The following is a 21,568-nucleotide window of genomic DNA, read 5'->3' on the forward strand; positions in this document are numbered from 1 at the left end:
CCACCACGACCCATGACCCCGACGACCCGCCCACCCCACCGCCGAACGATCCGCACGAGCGCCGACGCCGAGCGGGCCGTCTACGACGACCTCCGCCAGATCGCCCGCAGGCTCCGCTCCCGAGAGAGCCCGGGGATCACGCTCGCGACCACGGGGCTCGTCCACGAGGCGTTCCTGTCGCTCCAGCGGAGCCACGGGCACGGGGCCGAGTGGGACGCGGAGATCTCGCTCGGGCTCTACGCGACCGCCATGCGGAACGTCCTGGTGAGCGCGGCGCGGCGTCGGCGGGCCGACAAGCGCGGGGGCGGGGCGGCCACCGTCCCGGTCTCCGAGCGCGACGTCCGGGCGGGCGCCGACCCGGCGGGCGTCGAGGGCTGGGCGCACCTCACGGTCGACCTCGACGCGGCGATGGAGCGGGTCCGCCGCGTGAGCGAGCGGCTCCACCGGGTCGTCGAGCTCAAGTTCTTCGGCGGGTTCGAGATCACCGAGATCGCGGCTGCTACGCGCACGAGCCCGGCCACCGTGAAGCGCGACTGGGAGAAGGCCCGCGCGCTCCTCTACGCCTACGTCTCCGAAGACTCCGCTCTGCCCACCAAAGCGTCCGCCGACGCGCCAGCAGCCTGATGACCCGCTCCCCCGCCCCACGCTCGGACGGCGGGGACGCCGCCGAGCCCGACGTGCTCGACGCGCTCCAGCGCGTGATCGAGCAGACCTCGCACGTGGACCCCACGGGCGAGTCCGGCCGGGTGGACGGGGTGCTCCTCGACCTCCTGCTGGGCGCCGACCCCGCCCGGCAGGCGGCGGTCGTTGAGACGGCCCGGGCGCTCTCGTCCAGTTTGGGCGAACGGGCCGCGCGGCTCGCCCGGGCCGCGCGCGACGCGCCGGAGGCCGGGTTCTTGTCGAGACCGGCGGCGGAGTCGCTCGCGGCCCGCGTCGCCGACCCCGCCCTCGCGCCCGGCGACGCGGTGGGCGACTACCGCGTCGTGCGCGAGATCGGGCGGGGCGGGATGGGCGTCGTCTACCTCGCCGAGCGGTCCGACGTGGGGCTCCGGGCCGCGCTGAAAGTGCTCTCGGGGCCCGTCGTGGACGGCGAGGCCGGGGACCCCGACGCCGAGCGGTTCTTGGACGAGCGGCGGCATCTCGCGGCGCTCACCCACCCGAACGTGGCCCGGCTCTACGACGCCGGGTACACGGCCGACGGCCGCCCGTACTTCGCGATGGAGCACGTCGACGGCGAGCCGGTCACGGCCTACGCCGACCGCCGGGGGCTCGGCCTCCGAGACCGGGTGGCGCTCTTCGAGCAGGTCTGCGCGGCCGTCCGCCACGTCCACGGGCGCGGCCTCGTCCACGGCGACGTCAAGCCCGAGAACGTGCTCGTGGCCGACGACGACGAGGGCCGTCCGGTCGCCAAGCTCCTCGACTTCGGCGTCGCGGCCCGCTGGCGCGGCGCTGCCGGGGGCGACGGCGCGAGCGGCGACCCGCCCGCGTCCTGGCAGCCGTTCACGTACGGGTTCGCGGCCCCCGAGATCGTCGCGGGCGGTGAGCCGACCCCGGCGTCCGACGTGTACGCGCTCGGCGTGGTGCTCCGCGAGCTAGCGGCTCCCAGCGCGACCCGTCGGGAGCCCGTCGTCGCAGGGGCCGTCCGTTCGCTCGTCGCGCGCTCGACGAGCGACGTCGTCGGCCACCGCCCCGCGACGGCGCACGACGTGCTGGCGCAGGTCCGGGCCATCCCCTGGCAGGCGCCCGCCGCCCCCCGAGTCGAGCCGTGGGCACGGGGGTTCGCGCTCGGCTCGCTCGCCGCGCTGGCGGGGGCCGCCGCCTTCGCCCGCGTGGTGGGCCGCCGGTAGCTACCGCCCGCCGCGCCGCGTCCCGAAGTGGCGGGCCTCCAGGGCGAAGCCCCCCCCCCTCCCCCGCTCGGTCTCCTCCAGGTGACGCCGGAGCGCCTCCTGGACGACGTCGTTCTGGCTCACGCCGCCCTCCTCGGCCGCCGCGCGGACCTTGGCGCGCATCCAGGCGGGGACGTTCCAGTTGCCCTGGACGATCCGCTCGTACCCGTCGTCGCCCGACGCGGGCGCTTGGGGATGCTGGACCGGCTTGGCCGGGCCAACCGCGCCGCCGGCGGCCGCTTTCTTCCGCGAGGTCTTCTTCGGCTTAGACGTTGGGCTCTCGGGTTCGGTGGGCGCCGTGCCGAAGGCGCCCTCGAACGCGGTCCCCTCGGTCGTGGCGGGTTCAATACTGAGGCGAGGTTTGCGGGATGACGCCATGAGTCTATGGTCTAGACGCTAGATACTAGATACTAGGGGGTAGAGTCACTTGTTAGATGATCCGGGGCGACGGGCGCGCCTCGATCTCGTCGGCGAGCGCCGCGTAGTCTTGGGCGGCCGTCGACGATCGGTCGTAGAACGGGAGCGGGACGCGGGCCATCTCGGACTCCCGGACGCGGACGGTCTCGCGGATGTAGGTCTTGATCCCGCCCTCCCCGTCCGGCCCCGTCACCTGGCCCGCGACGTACTCGGCGAGGTCGAGGTCGTGGTGGCTCGACACGTTGACGCGCGTCGCGAAGGCGCCCGAGACCGGCGTCGTCCCAAACCGCTTCGAGAGCTCCATCACGTCGACGAGCCCGTCGAGCGCGCCGCGCCCCGACGCCACGGGCACGTACACCTCGTCGGCCGACGCGAGCGTGGCCGTCACGAGCGCCGACGCCTGCGGCGGCGAGTCGATGACGACGAAGTCGTAGTCGGCCTCGACGGCGTCCAGGAGTCCGACGAGCCGGTTGGCGAGCCGGGCGACGGCCTGGCCCTCGAACTGGACGAGTTGGCGGCTGGCCGGGACGAGGTGGAGCGCGCCGCCGTGCTCGACGAGCGGCTTGTCCCAGAGCCCTTCCGGTTGAAGTACGGCGGCTGGGGCTTCGATCTCGCCTTTGAGGTACTGCGCGGCGGCGTGGGACGGGTCGAGCCCGGCCGACTTGGTGAGCGTCGCCTGCGGGTCGAGGTCGACCAGGAGAACGCGGCGGCCACGGCGCGCCAGCTCCGCCGCGACGGCGAGCGAGGAGGTCGTCTTGGACGAGCCGCCTTTGAGGTTGCTGAAGGCGATGACGCGCACGGGGGAGGGGGTGGTCCTAGCCCCTAGATACTACCGGCTAGGCTCTACTATCGAGAGCCTAGACACTAGACGTGAATAAAATCTTGCCCTGAGCTCTTAACGGGCCATCCTGCGCTGGTGGGAGAGAACAAGACAGTAGGGTCTAGATGCTAGGACGAACGGGATTCGTGCTCCGCGACTACGACCGCAGGAGACGCCGTCGTCGGTGGGCGACCGCGCTCGGCGTGTCCGTCCTGATTGTGGTAGCGGGCGCGCTCTTCGGCGTCCGCGTCAACACGACGCCGAGCCTCCCACCAGGTCTCTACGTCGCCTCGGAGTTGGGCGAGCGTCCGGTCGCGCGGGGTGACCTCGTGGCCGCGTGCCCGGACACGGCTGCCGTCCAGCGGCTCGGCCGGTACTGGACGAACGGGCGGTGCCCCGGCGGCGCTGCGCGCCCCGACGGCGTCCGGCCGTTGGCGAAGCCCGTCGCGGGAGTCCCTGGCGACACCGTCCGCGTGGACCGCGCGGGCGTGTGGGTTGGAGGGAGGCTGCTCCCCGCGAGCGCACCGCTCTTCCGCGACCGCGCTGGGCGACCCGTCCAGCCTGCGCTCGGAGTCCACGTCCTCAAGTCGGGCGAGTACTGGCTGCACTCGGGCCGGGTGCCGACGTCCATCGACTCTCGCTACACCGGCCCCGTCCGCTCTGTGCTGGAGCGACTGCGCCCGATCTGGACGGAAGCGAGGTGAGCCGCGGCGCGCGCCCTACGCGCTCTGCCAGTCGGACCCGCCCGGCCGCCTCTCCGAACGAGGTGACAGCCCGGTGAGCGCCGCCGAGAGCGGGTCCAGACATCCACAGACCCCGCCCGTGCCCACGCCCCCCCGACCCCAGCCGAAGACCGGAGCGGACACCGGCGGTGAGGCCGGGCGCGAGGGCCGCTACCGCGAGCTCATGGAGCGGTACCTCGGCCCGCGCGTCGTCGAGGCGTTCGCCGACGACGACGTGACCGAGGTCTACGTCAACGGCGACGGCCGTCTGCGGCTCGACACGCACTCACGCGGCAAGGTGCTCGCGGGCGTCCGGCTCCGTGCGGCGCGCGTCGAGCAGTTCTTGCACGCCGTCGCCGCCTTCCACGGGGACGCGCTCCACGGCGGCACGCCGACCGTCCAGGCCGAGCTCCCCGACACGACGTTTGGCGGCGCGCGCCTCCAAGGCTTCCTCTCGCCTCTGGCGGAGGCCTCGTGCTTCGTGATCCGCAAGCGGGCCTCGCGCGTGTTCGACCTCGACAGCTACGTCCGCACGGGCGTCATGACCGCGAAGCAGCGGTTCGCGCTCCGAGACGCCGTGCGCGACCACGAGAACGTCCTCGTCTGCGGCGGGACGGGATCGGGCAAGACGACGCTCTGCAACGCGCTCCTGAAGGAGATGACCGACCTGTTCCCCGAGGAACGGATCGTGGTCCTGGAGGACACGGGCGAGCTCCAGTGCGCGGCCGACGATCACCTCCAACTCCGCACGTCGGACGACGTGTCGCTCGCCGACTTGGTCCGGCACACGCTCCGCTGCACGCCGGACCGGATCGTCGTCGGCGAGGTCCGCGACGAGGCCGCGCTCCACCTCTTGGACGCCTGGGCGACGGGCCACCCTGGCGGGTGCGCGACGCTTCACGCGACCACGGCACTCGGAGCGCTCCACCGGCTGGGGCGGCTCGCGCAGCGGGCCAACGTGCCGCCCCAGCACGAGTTGGTGGCCGAGGCCGTCGGCGTCGTGCTGGTGATCCAGGGCGGCAACCAGGGTCGCCGCGTGACCGAGCTCGTCCGCGTGGACAGCCAGCACGCCGGGACCTACGAGCTCTCGCCCGTCTGAGCGGCCCTGTGTGCTCGCGTGCCTCCGGGTGAGCCTCGGACGCGGCCCGCCGCGCTCTCGCGCAGTAGGCGGCCCCCCAGGGCCTCTGGCGAGCCGCCACGCCTCCCACGTTCACGCACCCGCACCCGCACCCGTGCCCATGCACCGCTCGCTCCAGACCTCACCCCATCGCGGCGTCCAGATCGGACGCGCTCTCACGCTCCTCGCCCTCGCGGCCGTCCTCGCCGACCCCGCCGCGGCCTCTGGCGGCGCGGCCATGCCGTGGGACGGCCCGCTCCAGACCATCGCCGACGCGCTCACCGGCAACACCATCCGCCTCGTCGCCGTGATCGCACTCGCCGCGGGCGGCATCGTGTGGGCGTTCACCAAGAACGAGGAGGGCGTCAAGCGGATCGGCCAGGCCGTGCTCGGCTTGGGCGTCGCCATCGGCGCGGCCTCGTTCGCCGCCACGCTCGGCATCTCCGGCTCCACGTTTTGAGCCGAGTTCAGAGCAGGGGAGGGGAGAGGCCGCACGGCAAACTCCCCGAGCGGCCCGTCCACCAGTCGCTCGTCCGGACGCCGCGCTACGCCGGGGTCGACCGGACCTTCCTCGTCTTGGAAGTCACGCTCGTCGTCTGCCTCGGCTACCTCATGGGCGTCTCGTGGGCGACGGCGGGCGTAGTGCTCTTGGTCGTCGGCGTGGTCCACCCGCTCATGGTCCGGCTCTCGGCCGACGACGACCTCCTGCCGCATCTCGTGGTGAGGACGCTCACACAGGCCGACACCTACGACCCGCTCCCGCCCGCGTCCGGCTCGGGGCGCAAGCCGAGCCGGTCTGTCCCCACACCGTAGTGGCGACCTAGTACCTAGCAGCTAGACCCTAGACCCTAGAACATGAGTTTGATCTCTGCTGCCGCTGGCCTCGCCGCCGGGTCTCTGGGCGCCGCCGCGCTCGGGCGTCTCCGCGAGCACCGCAAAACGCCGCGAGCGCTCTCGGACCTCCTCGGCTGGGGCTTCCTGGTGGGGGATGGGGTCGTGCTGACGAAGGACGGCTCATTCCTGGCCGCGTGGCGCGTCCGGGGCCGGGACCTCGCCTCCTCGACCGTGGGCGAGGTCGCGGCGCTCGCGACGCACGTCGGCGCCGCGCTCTCGGCCTACGGCGACGGCTGGATGGTCCACGCCGACGCCGTCCGCCGCGAGGCCGTCGGCTACGCGCCGCCGGAGCGGTGCCACTTCCCCGACCCCGTGAGCGCGCTCGTCGACGAGACGCGCCGGGCGCGGTACACGGCGACCGCCGAGCACTACGAGACCGAATCGGTCTTCTCGCTCACCTACACGCCGCCGCCGGGGCTCGTCGGCCGTCTGCAAAAGGCCGTCGTCGCTGGGCGCGACGGAGCCTCTGGCGTCGACTGGGACCGACTCCTGGGCCAGTTCGAGCGCGAGGCGCGCGGGCTCCAAGACCGCCTCTCGTCGGCCGTCCAGATCGAGCGGCTGGGGAGCGCGGACCTGCTCCGCCACCTCCACGAGTGCCTGACCGGGCTTCCCCACGCCGTCGGCGTCCCCGGCCGCGGCGCCTACCTCGACTACGCGCTCGCCGACCAGCCCTTCGTCGGCGGCTTCGAGCCGCGCATCGGGGCGAAGCACGTCCGCGTCGTCGCCGTCCAGGGCTACCCGAACGCGACGACGCCCGGCCTCGCCGACCCGTTGCTCCGGCTGCCGTTCCCCTACCGGTGGAGCCTGCGGTTCCTGCCGTTCTCGCCCGCCACGGCGACCAAGGTGATCGGCAAGGCCCAGCTCGGGTGGTTCCAAAAACGGCGCGGTGCGGGCGACTGGGTGAAGGACATGGCGTCGAAGGAGAAGCGCCAGGACACCGAGATGGACCTCGCCTTCCAGGACGCCAACGCGAGCCAGATGGTGCTCGACGCTGGCGCCGCGCGAGCCTCGAACACGGGCGGGGACTTGCGCTTCGGCTACCTCACCGCCTGCGCCGTCGTGATGGCGGACACCAGTCGGGCGGCGGACGACCGGGCCGCCGGGCTCCTCAAGGCCGTCCGCGACCTCGGCTTCACCGGCCGCGTCGAGGACGTGAACGCCGTCGACGCGCTCGTCGGGAGCCTGCCTGGCCACGGCCACGCCAACTTGCGTCGCCCCGTCTTGTCGACCGACAACTTGGTGGACCTGCTCCCGCTCACGGCCCCGTGGGGCGGGCACCGCGAGGTCCCGAGCGGACTCTTCCCCGAGGGCTCCCCGCCGCTCCTGTGGGCGCGGACCGACGGGAGCACACCCTTTCGGCTCTGCCTCCACGAAGGCGACGTGGGCCACACGCTCATCGTCGGCGCGACGGGGGCGGGCAAGTCGGTGCTCGTCGGGCTGCTCCTCGCGCAGTGGCGCCGCTACGCCGGGGCGCGGACGGTGACCTTCGACGTCGGCTACAGCCACTACGTCTCCGGCCGCGCGATGGGCGCGGCGCACTACGACCTCGCGGGGCCTCTGGCGGCGGGGCGGCCCGTCGAGATGCAGCCGCTCCGCGACGTGGACCGGCCCGAGGTGCGGACGTGGGCCGTCGACTGGGTCGAGTCCCTCGTCGAGCTCCAGGGCGAGCGGCTCTCGCCCGACGAGCGGGGCCGCCTGGCGCACGCCGTCGGCCTGCTGGCGGAGAGCCCCGCGGGGGACCGGACGTTGACGGCGCTCCTGGTCGGCTTGGGCGACGAGCGGCTCCGAGCGCTCGTGCGGCCGTACACGCTGGAAGGACCGTACGGCCAGCTCTTCGACGCCGACCGCGACTCGTTCGGGAGGGGGGAGGACGCCGTCCGACACCAGGTCGTCGAGCTCTCGCACCTGGTCGGGATGTCCGACCGCGTGCTCGTCCCCGCGCTGACCTACCTGTTCCGCCGAGTCGAGGAGGGCTTGGACGGTTCGCCGACGCTCATCGTGATCGAGGAGGCGTGGGCGGCGCTCATGCACGGCCGCTTCGCCGACCGGCTCCGCCAGTGGCTCCTGACCCTCCGCAAGCGGAACGCGGCCGTCGTGGTCGTGGCCCACAGCCCGGCCCAGTTCCGCGACCCCGGCGTCAAGGGCGCGCAACTCCTGGTCGAGAGTTGCCCAACGCGGATCTTCCTGCCCAACCCCGACGCCGCCGAACCCGACACCGCGTCGCTCTACCGCTGGCTCGGGCTGAACGAGGCCGAGGTCGCCCGGCTGGCGCGCGCCCGTAAGAAGCGCGACTACTACGTCCGCTCGCCGTCTGGGGCGCGGACGTTCGATCTGGCGCTGGGACCGCTCGAGATGGCGTTCCTGGGCACGCTCCCCGGCCGCTCGGCCGACGAGACGATCCGCGAAGCCGCCCGGCTGGCGGAGACGGAGGGCGAGGGGTGGCCTGCCGACTGGCTCCGGCTGTGCGGCCTGAACGCCGAGGCGGACGCTCTCCAGGCTGCACACGGCTCCACGTCTGCGGAGGGGACCGCACTCTTCCGAGACGAGCAAGCAAACGACTCTCTGTAAAATCAACCACTCACCGGTTGAATATCCACCACCTGCCGGGGGATATTCAGCCATGCTGCACCGCAACGTCACCCCCGAGCTCCGCGACGCGCTCGCGGACACCCCCGTCGTCCTGCTCAACGGCGCCCGCCAGACGGGCAAGAGCACGCTCGCCCGAGCGCTCGCCCCCGACGCCTTCCCCGACGGCCCGGCCGCCTACGTCACACTCGACGACGCCACGGCGCTCGCCGCTGCCACCGCCGACCCCGACGGGTTCGTGCGCGGGCTCGACGGCCCCGTCATCCTCGACGAGGTCCAGCGCGCGCCCGAGCTCTTCCGCGCCGTCAAGGCCGAGGTCGACCGCGACCGCCGGCCCGGCCGGTTCCTCCTCACCGGCTCGGCCGACGTGCTGCTCTTGCCGGTCGCGTCGGAGTCGCTCGCAGGGCGGATGGAGGTCGTCACGCTCTGGCCGCTCTCGCAGGGCGAGATCGAGGGGCGGACCGAGCGGTTCGTCGACGTGGCCTTCGAGGACGCGCTTCCCCCGGCGCCCGAGGCCTCCGGCGGGTCCGTGTGGGCGCGGCTCGCACGCGGCGGCTACCCCGAGGCCGCCGAGCGGGAGGACGCCCGGCGGCGGTCGCGGTGGTTCGGCTCGTACGTGACCACGATCCTCCAGCGAGACGTCCGCGACCTGGCCCGGATCGAGGGGCTCTCCGAGATGCCGCGGCTGCTCGCCCTCGTAGGCGCGCGGACGGCGACGCTCCTGAACGTCGCCGAGCTCTCGCGCTCGTCGGGGCTCCCCGCCTCGACCCTCAAGCGCTACCTCACGCTCCTCCAGGCCACGTTCCTCGTCCGCGAGTTCCCGGCGTGGTCCACGAACCGCTCGAAGCGGCTCGTCAAGTCCCCCAAGCTGCTCGTGGCCGACTCCGGGCTGGCGGCGCACCTCGTCGGGTTCGAGGCCGAGGGCGCGGCGTCCGCGCTCGTTGAGCTGCCGGGCCTGCTCCTGGAGACGTTCGTCATCGGCGAGCTCGTCAAGCAGGCCGGGTGGAGCCGTCGGCGCGTGACGCTCCACCACTACCGGACGCAGGACGGCCGCGAGGTCGACGCCGTCCTGGAGGACGCCTCGGGCCGCGTCGCCGGCGTCGAGGTCAAGGCGTCCGGGAGCGTGTCGGCGAAGGACTTCGGGGGGCTCCGAGCGCTCCGGGACGAGCGGCCTGAGGCGTTCCATCGCGGCGTGGTGCTCTACACCGGGCCCGACGTGGTCCCGTTCGGCGACGACCTCGCCGCCGTCCCGATGTCGGCGCTCTGGGAGTGGTAAGAGGGGAGGGGTGAGCCGCCAGAGGCTCCGACCGCGCTCTCGGGGGTGACGCCCCTTCTCACGAGACGCCCCCAGCCCCATGCTCCGCCCCAGCCTCTCCCTCCGCCTCGCGCGCATCCTCCGCCTCCGACGCTCCGTCGGCCTAGCGACGATGCTCACCCTCGTTGCGCTCGCGCCCGCTCAGGAGGCGAAGGCGCAGTGGGCCGTCGTCGACCCGGCGCACATCGCGAAGTCGGTCATGAACGGCCGCCAGATCGTCCAGCAGCTCCGCGCTCAGCGCAACCAGCTGCTCGCCTTCCGCGAGAACATCCGCAAGCTCCGGTCCTACAACGTCCGCGACGTGACGGGCTTCATGTCGCACCTCGACCGGACGATCGCCTCCGGCGGCCAGCTCGCCTACTCGTCGGCCAACCTCGGGCGCGAGTTCGACCAGGCGTACCGCTCGTTCGACCTCGCCGACCCGACGGCCGAGATCGGGCGAGTGCTCGAGAACCAGCTCTCGGGCTCGCTCAACACGCTCCGGGCGCTCCGCGAGCACGCGACGCAGCTCCAGACGTCGCGCCGGGACCTCCAGGGGTTCCAGACCCAGGTCCGCTCGGCGACGAGCGCGCAGCAGGTCGCCGAGCTCCAGGGCACCATCCAGGCCTACCAGGCCCAGGAAACGCAGATGCTCCGGCAGGTCATGATGCTCCAGGTCGACCAGTCGGCTCGGGCTGAGGCGAGCGAGGCGGCCGTGCAGGCCTACGCCCGCGAGGTCGGCAAGGCGCAGACGGCGCGGAGCCGCACCTACGCGCGCCGGATGGGGGGTCGCGACTACGGCCGCGGCCCGGTCATCGAGTAGCACCGGGCACGCCGGATGACGGGGGGGCCGTCACCGCCATCGCCTAGCGTCGGTGGCGATGGCCCTCTCACTCATTTCCAGCCCCATGTTCCGCTCCGTACTCCTCGCCGCTCTCGTCGTCCTAACCGCTGGCTGTGGCACTGGCGATGCGCCACAAGCCACGCCGGCTGTCGCCCACATCCAGGCGTGTCTCGACGAGGCGCCGACGGATTCCTGCCTCGCCAACCCCGAGGCGGACGGGGCCTACTGGACGGCCCAGCAGGAGGCCCAGAGCGCGGCCTACCTCGACGCCGCCGAGCTCTGCCTCCGCGCCGCCATCGACGGGCACAAGGCGGCCCGCGAGGGCGCGTGCGTCGACGTCTACCAGGCCTACGTCGCCGAGGGCGTCCGCTCCGACCTGGGCGGGCGCCTGGACGAGACCGAGGCCCGGCGCGGGTACGCCAAGGCCCGGATCGCGCTCCAACGCCAGCGCTCCCAGACGTTCATCGACGGGATGCGGGCCGACCCCGGCTCGGACGTCCCCCAGACCATCGACTAGCCCGTGACGAGCCCGCCCCTCCGACCTCTCCACGCTGACCGCCAGCGGCCTCTCGCGCGCCGCGTGCTCGGTGGAGCGGGGCTCGCAGCACTGACCCTCGCGCTCGCGCCAGAGGCCGCGGCGCAGCTCCCGCCGCCGGAGGTGCTCGACACGATCGTCGAGGACTTCCGCACGGCGGCCGACTCGGCCCGTCCGGCGCTGCTCGCGATCGCACGAGGGACGTTCGGCGTGCTGGCGATCATCGAGATCGCGCTCAGCGGGCTCTTCTGGACGCTCCGCGCCGAGGGGCCGTACAAGGTGCTCACCGGGCTCGTGGTCAAGCTGGGGTGGCTCGCGTTCGCGTTCGGGCTCATCGCGACGTTCGACCGGTGGTTTCCACCCATCATCAACGGCTTCCTGGCGGCGGGGCAGTCAGCCTCGCCCGGCACGTTCAGCCCCGGCGAGGTGCTGGGGCTCGGCGTCCAGATCTCGACGTCGATGGTGGGGGCCATGTTCGAGGAGCTCTCGCTGCTCGACATCGACGGGCCGACGCTGACCAACATCGTGCTCGTCGCGATCGCGGCGCTCGTGATGGAGATCCTCTTCGCCGTCATCGCGGGGATGGTCGTCCTGGTGCTCGTCGAGTCGTTCCTGGTGCTCGCGTGCGGATCGCTCGTGCTCGGGTTCGCCGCGTTCCGGGGGACGGCGTCGCTGGCGGACCGCTTCGTGGCCTACGTGTTCGCGGTCGGGATCAAGCTGTTCCTGCTCTTTTTGCTCGTGTCCGTCGGGATGGACATCGCGGAGGCGTGGCTCCCCATCATCGAGTCGAACCCCGGCGACGTGGCGCCGATGCTGGCGGTCCTGGGCGGGGCGATCACGTTCGCGCTGCTCGTGATCGTGCTGCCGTCGAAGGCGTCCTCGTTCCTCACGCGCGACTTCCAGCCAGGCTTCGTCAAGGCACTCGCGTCCGTGTAGTCCCCAGCGTGTCCCGTGCTGGCCTGGCCTGCGGAGTGTAATCGTGGGTACGTGTAATCGTAATTACACCCCTTGAACACGGTGACCTCGCGGCCTCGCACCGACTGCCTCAGGACCCCGCTACGAAGAGACGGAGCCAGGCGGCAAAGAAGGGGTCCTCGAGCCGCACCCGGACCCCACCCTGGTATTCCTCCTCGCGCGCGACGCCAGCCTTGACGAGACCGACGATGGCTGCCTGCATCGTGCTCGGGGAGGAGAGGTCGTACGCGCGGAGCAGGTCGCCGGAGTAGAGCCCGGTACCCCCTTCGCGCGCGACGGCGAGGAGCGCCTGCTTCTGGGTCCGGCTGAGACCGTTCCACGTCTGGGTGTAGAACGGGTCGTCCCGACTGGCAAGACGCCCGAGCGTCGTCCGGACGCGCTCAGCCGTCACCGGCTCGCCTGTCGCGAGCGCCTCAGCCCAGGACTCGTGAGCGAGCCGCTGGACGTTGTACGGGACGTCCTCGGCAAGGTCGAGGATCGCCTCCACGGCGTCTTCGGACACGTCGAGCCCGGCGTCCGCGAAGCCGGACGTGAGAGCGGGACGGAAGTCCTCGCGGGGCACGGGACCAACGAAGAGCCGCGCGCCCAAGCGGTAGAACGGGCGGCTCTCGTCGCCGGTCATCTCGGCAAGCATCCGGGTCTTCGACCCGGCAAACACGTAGCCGACATGGTCGTGGGTCTGGACGGCGGCGCGGACCTGGCCCTCGGCGCTCACGCCGCCGTCCTCGACGACGCGCTGGAACTCGTCGATCACCACGGCGACGGGGTGATCGGCGGTCGCCGCTAGCGCGTCGATGCCCGTGAGCGCGTCGGCGATGAGCGTGGCGTCGGGGCTACGCGCTCCCGCAGCCAGTGAAGCCGAGAACGTGTCGGTGAGAGGGTTGTAGCTGAGTTGGGGGCGGAGCGCACCGAACGCCTCCTGCACCTTGCGGCCCGCCTTCTGGATCGGGCCGGTGAGCCGCTTCGCGCCGTCGGCGACGATCCGTTCGGCGAGCGCGGTAAGCGACGGGTAGCCCTCGGCGTTGTACCGGAGGACGACCGTGCCCTCGGCCTCCGCCCGTTCGGCGGCGGCGCGGAGGATGGACGTTTTGCCGAAGCGGCGCGGTCCGATGAGGAAGAGGCGCTCGCGCCCATGGAGCGCGCGGACGACGGTGCCCACCTCGTCCGTCCGGTCGACGATCTCGGTGGCAGAGAGTTCGCGGCCGAACTCGAAGGGGTTGTTCATGGGTTACGTCGATCAACGTTACGCCAATCTACGTAAAACGCGAGCGAGACCTGTGGTTGACAAGCGAGAGGTGAGCCTTCGAGACGGCGGAACGCGCTCAGGGAGGAGAAGCCTCCTGCCGCCCATGCCGCTACCTCGTCTCCGCCGTCCGTCCTCCAACGGGACCGCTCCGTCGTCGCGGCAGGGCCGTGAGCGCGCGAAGGCCGAAGGATGGGACTACGACGGGAAGACGCCGCCGGAGGTGCTGCGCGGGCGGTCCGAGTTCCACCGCGCGTTCTCAGGCCTCACCAAAGGCAAGCGGAACTGGCAGGTCGCCGCCTTTTTCGCGTTCGCCGTGCTCGCGCTCGCCGTCGCCGGGCTGGTGACGCTCGCGGCCCAGAGCCGGGTCGTCCCGTACGTCGTCGAAGTCGACCGGCTGGGCCGGGCGTCCGCGATCGCGCCCGCTGAGGCGGTCCCGGCCGTGGCCGACCGCGTCGTGATCGCGGCGCTCTCGGCGTTCGTCTCCGACATCCGGACGGTCTACGCCGACCCCGTCGCACAGCGCGACGCCGTCTACCGGGCCTACGCGTACGTCGGCGGCGACGCGCGGGCGTTCCTGGAGGCCTACTTCTCCGACCCGCAGAACGACCCGCGCCGCCTGGGCACGGGCGCCCGGCGGAGCGTCGAGGTCGTCGCCGTGATCCCCGTGCCGGGGGCGGCCTCTGGCGCCCGGACCTACCGGGTGACCTGGAACGAGACCGAGTCGTCGCCCCAGCGCGGCGACACCGAGCGGGCGTGGGAGGGCTACCTGTCCGTCGTGGTCGCCCCGCCGACGACGACCGAGGGCATCGAGCGGAACCCGCTGGGCGTGTTCGTGACCGACCTCTCGTGGAGCCCGCTCGCGGGCGCGACCGAGGTGGAGGACGCGGAGCCCGAAACGCCAGAGGCTGAGCCCGACGAGTCGCCTGCGCTCCGGGGCGTCCTCGCACTGCCGACGCCTGAGCCCCAGCCAACCGCCCGTCCAGACACCCTCCGCCCCTAATCACCTAGGGTCTAGACCCTAGCAACATCTCCGATCCATGCTCCCTCGACTCCCCCTTCTCGCCGCCCTCCTCGTGTCCGCTGCCTCGGCGTCGGCGCAGTCTCCGCCCGAGGCCATCCCAGACGTTCAGACCGTCGTGGACCTGAGCCCCGCCCCAGCCTCTGGCGTCGCCGAGCGCGCCGTCGGCCGCCCCGTCGGCGACGGGTTCGACGGCGGGGCCGTCGTCGTGACCGCGGGCGAGATGGAGGAGGCGCTCGGCGAGCTCGTCCGCGAGTACCAGCGGACGGGCCGCGCGGGCGTGCTCCGCCAGTCGGCGGTGTGGGTCTTCCCGTTCGGCCACACCCAGCCGGTGCTGGCGTGCGCGCCGCTCCGGGCGTCAGTGGTCGAGCTCGAAGAGGACGAGACCGTCCTGGGCGTCGTCGCGGGCGACACCGAGCGGTTCGCCATCGACCTCACCACGACGGGGCCGGGCGGGCGGACGCCGCTCGTGGTCGTGAAGCCTCTGGCGTACGACGTGACGACGAACGTCGTCGTCTCGACCGACCGCCGCGTCTACCACGTCACGCTGGACTCGGCGCCGCGGCCGAGCGGGGGAGGGGACCTCAACCCGCAGTCGCGCTACGCCCGCCACGTCCGGTTCTACTACCCCGACGACGCGCTCGCCGCGCTGGCGGCGGCCGAGAGCGGGGCGCCTATCCCAACGGCGCTGCTGACCACTGGCTCGGCCTCCGGCGACGGCGTCTCGCTCGACGACCTGTCGTTCGGCTACGAGTGGTCGGGCTCGCCTGAGCTCCGCGAGCGCTTGGAGCGCGTGTTCGACGACGGCGTCCACACCTACCTCCAGCTCTCGGCCGACCCGAGCGGGGAGGCCCCGGTGCTCTACGTGATCGGCCCAGACGGCTCACGCGAGATCGTCAACTACGCCTACCGACCCGGCCGCGCGGGCGCCGGGACCTACGTCGCCGACCGGGTGCTGAACCGCGCCGACCTGGTCATCGGCGCGACGGTCAAGAAGGGTCCGTTCGGTCTCTTCGGCCGCCGCCAGGTCGAGCGCTTCGTCCGCATCGCCCGCGTCTCGCGCTAGCTCGACGCCCGTCCACCCAACCGCTGCTCCCCAATGGCCCACGACTCTTTCGACGACCTCGACGGCCCTGCCGACGACGCCCTCCGCCACCCGCCTTTGGGCGAGTTCGAGCTGGCGGACACCGACGCACCGGACGCCTCGCTTGGCGTCTCTGCTGACGAGCCCTTCTCCTTCGAGGCCGACGAGCCCGAGGCCCCGCGCGGCGACTTTCTGGGCACCGAGGACGGCCGCTACGAGCCCGTCCGAGTCAACCGGCGCCTGGTGCTCGGCGCGCTCCTGATCGCAGGCGCGGCCGTCCTCCTGGGGCTCCTCGTGCTCTCGGGCGACCCGGCCACGCCCAACGCCGACCTCACGGTCGAGCGGCCCGAGGCGGCGCCCCCGGAGTTCCTGGAACGGGGCGACCCCTACGCGGCCGACGACGGCACCGGCCTCGCGGCCCAGCCGGACGTCGCCTACGCCGACCCGTACGCGGATCCCTACGGCGCGGCCTACGCAGCTCCCGCCTACGCGCCGGACTACGGCCCGACAGCGCCCGTCGGCCCGACGGCATCGGTCCCCTCGTATTCGTCGCCGTCGTACGCCTCGGCGCCGCGAGGCGCCATGTCCATGGGAAAGATGGCGACGCCAGAGGCCGACGCCTTCGAACGCGCGCTCCTCTCGCCCGTCGTCGCACGTGCGGGCGCGCTCACGCTCGACGCGGACGCACCGTTCGGCGGGCCGTCGCCAGAGGCCGCGCCCCTCGACCCCGAGCTCCAACGCGAGGTCGACGAGATCCGCCTGATCGCCGAGCAGTTCGCGCCGTCCGTCGCCGCGCCAGAGGCCCCGGAGCGTGCGCCTCTGGCGACGGCCGCCGTTCCTCCGCCTGCGAGTTCGAGCGGCGGCCTGGTCGCGCCAGAGGCACCGCAGAGGGCCTCTGGCGGAACGCCCGGACCCGAGAGCCGCCGGGCGTTCGCCGCGCGCACGTCGGGGCTCGGCGAGGGCCGCTACGGCGTCCGCGTGCAGTCGCCCGAGACGCCGTTCGTGTTGCAGGCGGGGACGGTGATCCCGGCCGCGCTCGTGACCGGGCTCGACTCCGAACTGCCCGGCGCCGTCACGGGCCAGGTCACGCGCGACGTCTACGACAGCCGCGCGCAGCGCCACGTACTCGTCCCGAAGGGGAGCCGCCTGATCGGCGAGTACGACGACCAGATCGCCTACGGTCAGAACCGGGCGCTCGTGGCCTGGACGCGCCTCGTCTTCCCCGACGGCCGCTCGGTCGCGCTCCCCGGCCTCGACGCGAAAGACCTCCGGGGCTACTCCGGCCTCCGGGGGCGCGTGGACCGCCACTTTATGCAGACGTTCGGCTCGGCCGTCCTGCTCGCGACCGTCGGCGCGGGCGCCCAGCTCGCGCTGCCCGACGGCGGCGGCAACGACTTCGCGCAGAGCCCGCAGGAGGTGATCGCGGGTCAGATCGCGCTCGAACTTTCGCGCGTGGCCTCGAAGGTCGTCGAGCGCGGCCTCGACGTGCAACCGACGTTGCGGATCGCGCCAGGCCATCGGTTCACGGTCTTCCTGGCGCGCGACCTCGCCTTCGCAGGTCCGTACAAGACGCCCCCGGCCGAGCTTCGCTTCGTGCGGCCGTCCGTACCCCGCCGTCAATCAACGGGACGGTAGCGTGGAGGCGCAGGACACCGTCCCCGGCTCGCGTTCCGGCGGCGCGCTGCTGGCGCTCCTCGCGGTCCCGGTGGGCGTAGGCGGCGTCGTCGCGACGCACGCGCTGGCGTGGTACGCCGAGTTCCACCCGGCGCTCGGCGAGCCGGTTTGGAGCGCGGACCCGCCTGCCTACGCCTTGCTCCTCGCCGTGGCGGCGGGAGCGCTGGGCGGGATCGGGCACACGGTCTTGGTGGACCGCAACCGGGGCGGGTGGGCTCTCGTGCTCCTGCTGATCGTGATGGCGCCCGTGTTCGTCGGCCCGCTCTACGAGCCCTCGGACGGCGCGCGGTGGGTCGCCCAGGCGATCCGAACGCAGGGTATCGGGTCGACGCCGGTCCAGGTGGCCGGGTGGTCGTTCGGGCTGGCGTGGACGCTCGCGCTCGTCGCGATGGCCTTCCTCACCGTGCCCGGACCCCGCGAGACGTCGTCGAGCCACGGCTCCGCGTCGTGGGGCGACGGCGCCGCGCTGGCGGACGCGACCAGCGGCGTGCTCGTCGGCCGAGGAAAACCCAAGCGCAGGCGGAGGCCGGGGCCAGTCTTGCGCTACGACGGGCCGGGCCACCTGCTCACCGTCGCGCCGACGCGGGCGGGCAAGGGCGTCGGCGCCGTCGTGCCGAACCTGCTCAACCACGGCGGCTCGGCGGTCGTGACGGACCCGAAGGGCGAGAACTACGCGCTCACAGCGGCGCACCGGCGCCAGAGGCTCGGCCAGCGCGTCGTCGGGCTCGACCCGTTCGGACTGGCGGGACGCCTGGGGCTCCCCGAGGATGAGGTCGAGGCGGCCCGCGGCGCGCTCAACCCGCTCGACCTGATCGACTCCGCCAGCCCGGACGCGGCGGATGACGCGGCCATGATCGCCGACATGCTCGTCGTCCCTCAGAAGGGGGGGGCGGAGGGCTCGTTCTGGGACGAGGAGGCGAAGGCGCTCCTGGCGGGCCTGGTACTCTACGTCGCGCTCGCGCGCGTCGGGGCCGAGCGGTCGCTCCCCCACGTCCGCGAGCTGCTGACGCTCGCGCCAGAGGCCTTCGACGACCTGCTCATCACGATGGGCGGGCACCCCGACGCGACGGTCCAGCGGACCTCGAACCGGCTCCGCCAGAAGGCCGACCGCGAGCGGTCCGGCGTCGTGTCGTCGGCCCAGAGCCACACGCACTTTCTCGACTCGCCCCGGATGGTGGCGGTCTTGGGCGAGAGCACGTTCGACCCCGCCGATCTCGCCAGAGGCGCGCTCTCGGTGTACCTGATGGTCCCACCGGACCGGCTCGACACGTTCTCACGCTGGCTCCGCTTGGTCGTCGCGACCTCGCTGGTCGCCGTGACGCGGGCGCGGCCGATGACGGTCGGTGGCGGGGGAGGGGAGAGCCGCGTGCTCTTTCTCCTGGACGAGTTCGCCCAACTCGGTCCGATGGCGCCCGTCCGCCGGGCCGTGAGCCTGATGGCGGGCTACGGCGTCCAGGTGTGGCCCTTCTTGCAAGACCTCGGCCAACTCAAACAGACTTACCCGAAGGACTGGGAGACGTTCGTGGCGAACACCGACGTGGTCCAGGCCTTCGGGACGACCGACCAGTTCACCGCCGAGTACCTCTCGAAGATGGCGGGCACGCGGACCGTGTTCTCGCACGGCGCGACGACGGGGAAGAGCCGAAGCCGGGGCAAGAGCCGCTCGTCGGGGCGGAGCGAGGGGGCGTCGATGAGCGAGCACGGGCGCCCGCTCGTGATGCCGGACGAGCTACGGCTGATGGACGACGACGAGCAACTCCTGCTGGTCCGCGGCTTGCGGCCCGTCCAGTGCCAGAAGCTCCGGTTCTACGAGGACGCGGAGTTCGTGGGGCTCGCCTCCTGATTCTGGCTCCGGCTCTTGAAGCGCGTCGGCATACTGGGAAGCTAGGTCTCGGATGAGGGTGACAGTCCGGTCGGACGAGTTCGCAGTAGAGGCCGAAGGATCTGCTGCAACCCCGTAATAGCCAGACGACCGGACATGGCTTGTTTCGGTTTTGCAACAAAGAGTGTCCGCTGCCATTCTCTGAGCCAGCGTGCCTCCCGTCGCTTTGACCCACCTCCGGTTTTTTAGCCGACCTTCCTGCCCGGCCCATGCCTGCTCACGCAACCCGAGACCCTCGCGTTCACATCCTGACCGACGACCCGTCTTACGTGAAGCGTCTGCTCGCCGGTGCGGAGCCGTCACGCTGGGTCCTCCACACAGCGACGGGTTCTGGCAAGACCGAGGCGACACAGCGTTTCGCCGAAGCGTCCGGCCACCTCTTCGTCGTCGTCGCTGCGGCATCGCTCCCAGACGTGGCCGACACCGTGTCGGGCGCCGTCGACAGACATCGCCTGCGTGGTCTCCTTCTCCGGGACGAGGAGCCCTCCTGGATGCCCCAACTCTTGAACCGTGCGGGTCTCCGGACCCTCCGCAACACGCTCATCCATGCCCGAGACCGCGTGGACGTTCCCCACCGGGTTCTCTCTGCCTGGCTCCTCGGCGCTCAGAATGACCTCGTCGCCGACGCCCGCGTGGTCGATGACGCGCTGCTGGTTCTCACGTGCGCCTTCGAGACGATCGAGGTCCCCTTCGAGGCCCATCCTGCACTCCGTAGCCTCTCGCCGACCTCTCGCAGTGAGGTCGAGGTCGGGGCGGACGGCGCGTTCCTGTCGTGGGAGGGTGGAGATGTCGAACTCGGTCTCGACGCTCTCCGATACGTAACGGACCCCGACGTCCGCGCTCGGGTCGACCGCCAGCGAGATGCGGCTGGAGCCCGATACGGCCGCGCGATACGCGAACTCCGCGACGCCTCTGGTCTTCGACAGGTGGACGTTGACGGTCTCTCGACCCGGCAAGTCCGTCGGATCGAGAAGGAGGGGACGACCAGCCCCGACGCACTCTCCGCCCTCGCAGAGGCGCACGGGATGCCCATAGATGGGTACTTGTCCGAACTCGCTCGCCGAGCCACGGCGTGACTCACCCGGCGTCGGGCTCCGCTCCGTACCCCATCTCGAACATCGTCTCCACCGGCACGTGGATCGCTTCGCCTGCCTCGACGCGGGTGGCTGCCCGAGCGTCGAGGCCGCCTGCCGTGAACAGCACGGGCGTCACGTGTTCGATGCCCCCTGCTTCGGCGGCCACGAGCGCGCCGCGCCGGAAGAGCGTGTCGAGATCGCGCCCGTCGGCCTGGCCCCACTTGCACTCGCCGACCAAGAGCGAGCCCTTCCCGTCGAAGGCGACGACGTCGACCTCCTCGGTGGAATCGCCGGTCCACCAGCTTCCGACCTGCATCGGCGCGAAGGGGAGACGCGCGAGCGCGCCGTCGTCGGACAACGCCCGGCGTCTGACCCACTGGCGGCACACGTCCTCGAACACGCCCTCCACATGGGCCTCGTCCAGTCGAGGCGCCACAGCCTGCTCCCAGAGCGCCTGGGGCTCGACGAGCGACGCCAGCCCGCGGCCCTTAATGTCGGCTACGAACCAGTGCCAGAACGAGAGGTAGGGATCGGAGAGCCGGTACTGGATCCGCTTTGGGTTCGGGCGGGGGTACTCGGTGATCGGCGCTACTCGCTCGACGACGCCCATGCCGAGGAGCCAGTCGAGCGGGCGTTTGAGCGCGCTCGTCTGCTTGCCGACGCGGCTCGTGATCCGGCTCCACCGCCGCTCGCCCGAGGCGATGGCCTCGACGACCGAGTAGTGGACGGCGGCGTCGGAGAGGAACGAGTCGAAGGCGTGGGCGGCCTCGTCGTGCAGCCTTCCGGAGGCGTCGAGCACGTAGCGGGCGACGTTCTCGCCCAGCGTCCGCTTGGGATCGACGAGCGCGAGGTGACCGGGGAGCCCGCCGAAGACGGCGTAGAGGCGGACCTTGTCGCGGGCGCTCCACCCAGGGGCAAAGCGGGCGGCGTCGACGCCGTCGAACGGTCGGACGTCGACGCGCGCCGTGCGGCGACCGTAGAGCGGCTGGTCCGCGCCGACGAGCCGGTTCATCGCGCTCACGTGGCTCCCGCTGAGCACGAGCGTGACGCGGGTCTCGGGCGCTCTGTGGTCCCACCACGCCTGGATGATGGACGGAAGGGCGGGCGCGGCGTGGGCGAGGTAGGGGAACTCGTCGAGGACGAACACGAACGGCTCGCCCTCTGCACGCTCGACGACGTAGTCGAGGACGGCCTCCCAGTCGGGGAGCGAGACGCGGCGGAGCGCGGCGTCGTCGAACCGCTCGCCGAGCGCGCGGCTCACGTCGAGCAGTTGCTCGCGTTCGGTCTTGCGCGTGGCCTGGACGTAGAGGCCGCCAGTCGCTCGGGCGAACCGCGTGAGCAGAAAGCTCTTCCCGGCCCGCCGCCTCCCCACGACGAGCACGAGCCCAGGTCCAGGCTCGTCGACGGCACGCGCGAGCGTGGCCCACTCACGGTCGCGGTCGAGGACGTCGGCGGGTTTGGGGATCATCGGGGCTCGCTTGTGGAGCCTCAAGGTACG

General features: G+C 72.3%; 20 protein-coding genes. 15 read left to right on the forward strand and 5 right to left on the reverse strand.

What is annotated here, in order from left to right; all coding sequences use genetic code 11:
• Positions 1–12: 12 nt before the first annotated feature.
• Positions 13–624, forward strand: a complete 612-nt coding sequence (locus RQM47_RS17260) for an ECF-type sigma factor (RefSeq protein ID WP_314009981.1) — start codon at positions 13–15, stop codon at positions 622–624.
• Positions 624–1,847: a serine/threonine-protein kinase gene (locus tag RQM47_RS17265; protein ID WP_314009982.1), complete on the forward strand. Its 1,224-nt coding sequence runs from the start codon at positions 624–626 to the stop codon at positions 1,845–1,847. The genes RQM47_RS17260 and RQM47_RS17265 overlap by 1 nt, the downstream gene beginning before the upstream one ends.
• Here the strand turns inward: RQM47_RS17265 and RQM47_RS17270 are convergent, their stop codons facing one another.
• Both RQM47_RS17270 and RQM47_RS17275 read right to left on the reverse strand, forming a co-directional pair.
• Positions 1,848–2,264, reverse strand: a complete 417-nt coding sequence (locus RQM47_RS17270) for a hypothetical protein (RefSeq protein ID WP_314009984.1) — start codon at positions 2,262–2,264, stop codon at positions 1,848–1,850.
• 52 nt (positions 2,265–2,316) lie between these two features.
• Complete coding sequence (locus RQM47_RS17275; RefSeq protein WP_314009985.1) at positions 2,317–3,102, reverse strand: ParA family protein; 786 nt, start codon at positions 3,100–3,102, stop codon at positions 2,317–2,319.
• Positions 3,103–3,326: 224 nt separating this feature from the next.
• On the opposite strand from RQM47_RS17275, the gene RQM47_RS17280 reads away from it, so the two are divergent.
• The 9 genes from RQM47_RS17280 to trbL all read left to right on the forward strand — a co-directional run bounded on the left by RQM47_RS17280 (position 3,327) and on the right by trbL (position 12,051).
• The gene (locus RQM47_RS17280) at positions 3,327–3,827 is read left to right on the forward strand and encodes a S26 family signal peptidase (protein ID WP_314009987.1); all 501 of its coding nucleotides are present in this window, start codon (positions 3,327–3,329) and stop codon (positions 3,825–3,827) included.
• Positions 3,828–3,945: 118 nt separating this feature from the next.
• Entirely contained in the window at positions 3,946–4,944 is a 999-nt protein-coding gene (gene trbB / locus RQM47_RS17285; protein WP_314009989.1) for a P-type conjugative transfer ATPase TrbB, read from the forward strand.
• Positions 4,945–5,083: 139 nt separating this feature from the next.
• Entirely contained in the window at positions 5,084–5,422 is a 339-nt protein-coding gene (locus RQM47_RS17290) for a TrbC/VirB2 family protein (RefSeq protein ID WP_314009991.1), read from the forward strand.
• Complete coding sequence (locus RQM47_RS17295; protein ID WP_314009993.1) at positions 5,419–5,775, forward strand: VirB3 family type IV secretion system protein; 357 nt, start codon at positions 5,419–5,421, stop codon at positions 5,773–5,775. The genes RQM47_RS17290 and RQM47_RS17295 overlap by 4 nt, the downstream gene beginning before the upstream one ends.
• A gap of 42 nt (positions 5,776–5,817) precedes the next feature.
• Complete coding sequence (locus RQM47_RS17300; protein WP_314009994.1) at positions 5,818–8,424, forward strand: hypothetical protein; 2,607 nt, start codon at positions 5,818–5,820, stop codon at positions 8,422–8,424.
• 52 nt (positions 8,425–8,476) lie between these two features.
• Positions 8,477–9,718: an ATP-binding protein gene (locus RQM47_RS17305; protein ID WP_314009995.1), complete on the forward strand. Its 1,242-nt coding sequence runs from the start codon at positions 8,477–8,479 to the stop codon at positions 9,716–9,718.
• A 79-nt stretch (positions 9,719–9,797) separates the two neighbouring features.
• The gene (locus RQM47_RS17310) at positions 9,798–10,559 is read left to right on the forward strand and encodes a type IV secretion system protein (RefSeq protein ID WP_314009996.1); all 762 of its coding nucleotides are present in this window, start codon (positions 9,798–9,800) and stop codon (positions 10,557–10,559) included.
• Between the two features lie 85 nt (positions 10,560–10,644).
• Positions 10,645–11,097 carry a hypothetical protein gene (locus tag RQM47_RS17315; protein ID WP_314009998.1) on the forward strand — a complete coding sequence of 151 codons (453 nt, stop codon included), beginning with the start codon at positions 10,645–10,647 and terminating at the stop codon, positions 11,095–11,097.
• A 3-nt stretch (positions 11,098–11,100) separates the two neighbouring features.
• Positions 11,101–12,051: a P-type conjugative transfer protein TrbL gene (trbL, locus tag RQM47_RS17320; RefSeq protein ID WP_314010000.1), complete on the forward strand. Its 951-nt coding sequence runs from the start codon at positions 11,101–11,103 to the stop codon at positions 12,049–12,051.
• Between the two features lie 109 nt (positions 12,052–12,160).
• Here trbL and RQM47_RS17325 read toward each other — a convergent pair whose 3' ends face one another.
• Complete coding sequence (locus RQM47_RS17325) at positions 12,161–13,315, reverse strand: AAA family ATPase (protein WP_314010002.1); 1,155 nt, start codon at positions 13,313–13,315, stop codon at positions 12,161–12,163.
• A 124-nt stretch (positions 13,316–13,439) separates the two neighbouring features.
• Between RQM47_RS17325 and RQM47_RS17330 the strand changes: the two genes are divergently transcribed.
• The 4 genes from RQM47_RS17330 to RQM47_RS17345 all read left to right on the forward strand — a co-directional run bounded on the left by RQM47_RS17330 (position 13,440) and on the right by RQM47_RS17345 (position 18,955).
• Positions 13,440–14,336 carry a type IV secretion system protein gene (locus RQM47_RS17330; protein ID WP_314010003.1) on the forward strand — a complete coding sequence of 299 codons (897 nt, stop codon included), beginning with the start codon at positions 13,440–13,442 and terminating at the stop codon, positions 14,334–14,336.
• A 73-nt stretch (positions 14,337–14,409) separates the two neighbouring features.
• Positions 14,410–15,420, forward strand: a complete 1,011-nt coding sequence (locus tag RQM47_RS17335; RefSeq protein ID WP_314010005.1) for a TrbG/VirB9 family P-type conjugative transfer protein — start codon at positions 14,410–14,412, stop codon at positions 15,418–15,420.
• A gap of 33 nt (positions 15,421–15,453) precedes the next feature.
• Positions 15,454–17,073: a TrbI/VirB10 family protein gene (locus RQM47_RS17340; RefSeq protein ID WP_314010007.1), complete on the forward strand. Its 1,620-nt coding sequence runs from the start codon at positions 15,454–15,456 to the stop codon at positions 17,071–17,073.
• Position 17,074: 1 nt separating this feature from the next.
• The gene (locus RQM47_RS17345; RefSeq protein WP_314010009.1) at positions 17,075–18,955 is read left to right on the forward strand and encodes a type IV secretory system conjugative DNA transfer family protein; all 1,881 of its coding nucleotides are present in this window, start codon (positions 17,075–17,077) and stop codon (positions 18,953–18,955) included.
• 338 nt (positions 18,956–19,293) lie between these two features.
• Here RQM47_RS17345 and RQM47_RS17350 read toward each other — a convergent pair whose 3' ends face one another.
• Positions 19,294–20,016 (reverse strand): hypothetical protein, encoded by a 723-nt coding sequence (locus RQM47_RS17350; protein ID WP_314010011.1) that lies wholly within the window; start codon positions 20,014–20,016, stop codon positions 19,294–19,296.
• Between the two features lie 55 nt (positions 20,017–20,071).
• Complete coding sequence (locus RQM47_RS17355) at positions 20,072–21,538, reverse strand: ATP-binding protein (RefSeq protein WP_314010013.1); 1,467 nt, start codon at positions 21,536–21,538, stop codon at positions 20,072–20,074.
• Between the last annotated feature and the right edge of the window lie 30 nt (positions 21,539–21,568).

The sequence above is a fragment of the Rubrivirga sp. S365 genome (genome assembly GCF_032248475.1).
GTDB classification, from domain to species: domain Bacteria; phylum Bacteroidota; class Rhodothermia; order Rhodothermales; family Rubricoccaceae; genus Rubrivirga; species Rubrivirga litoralis.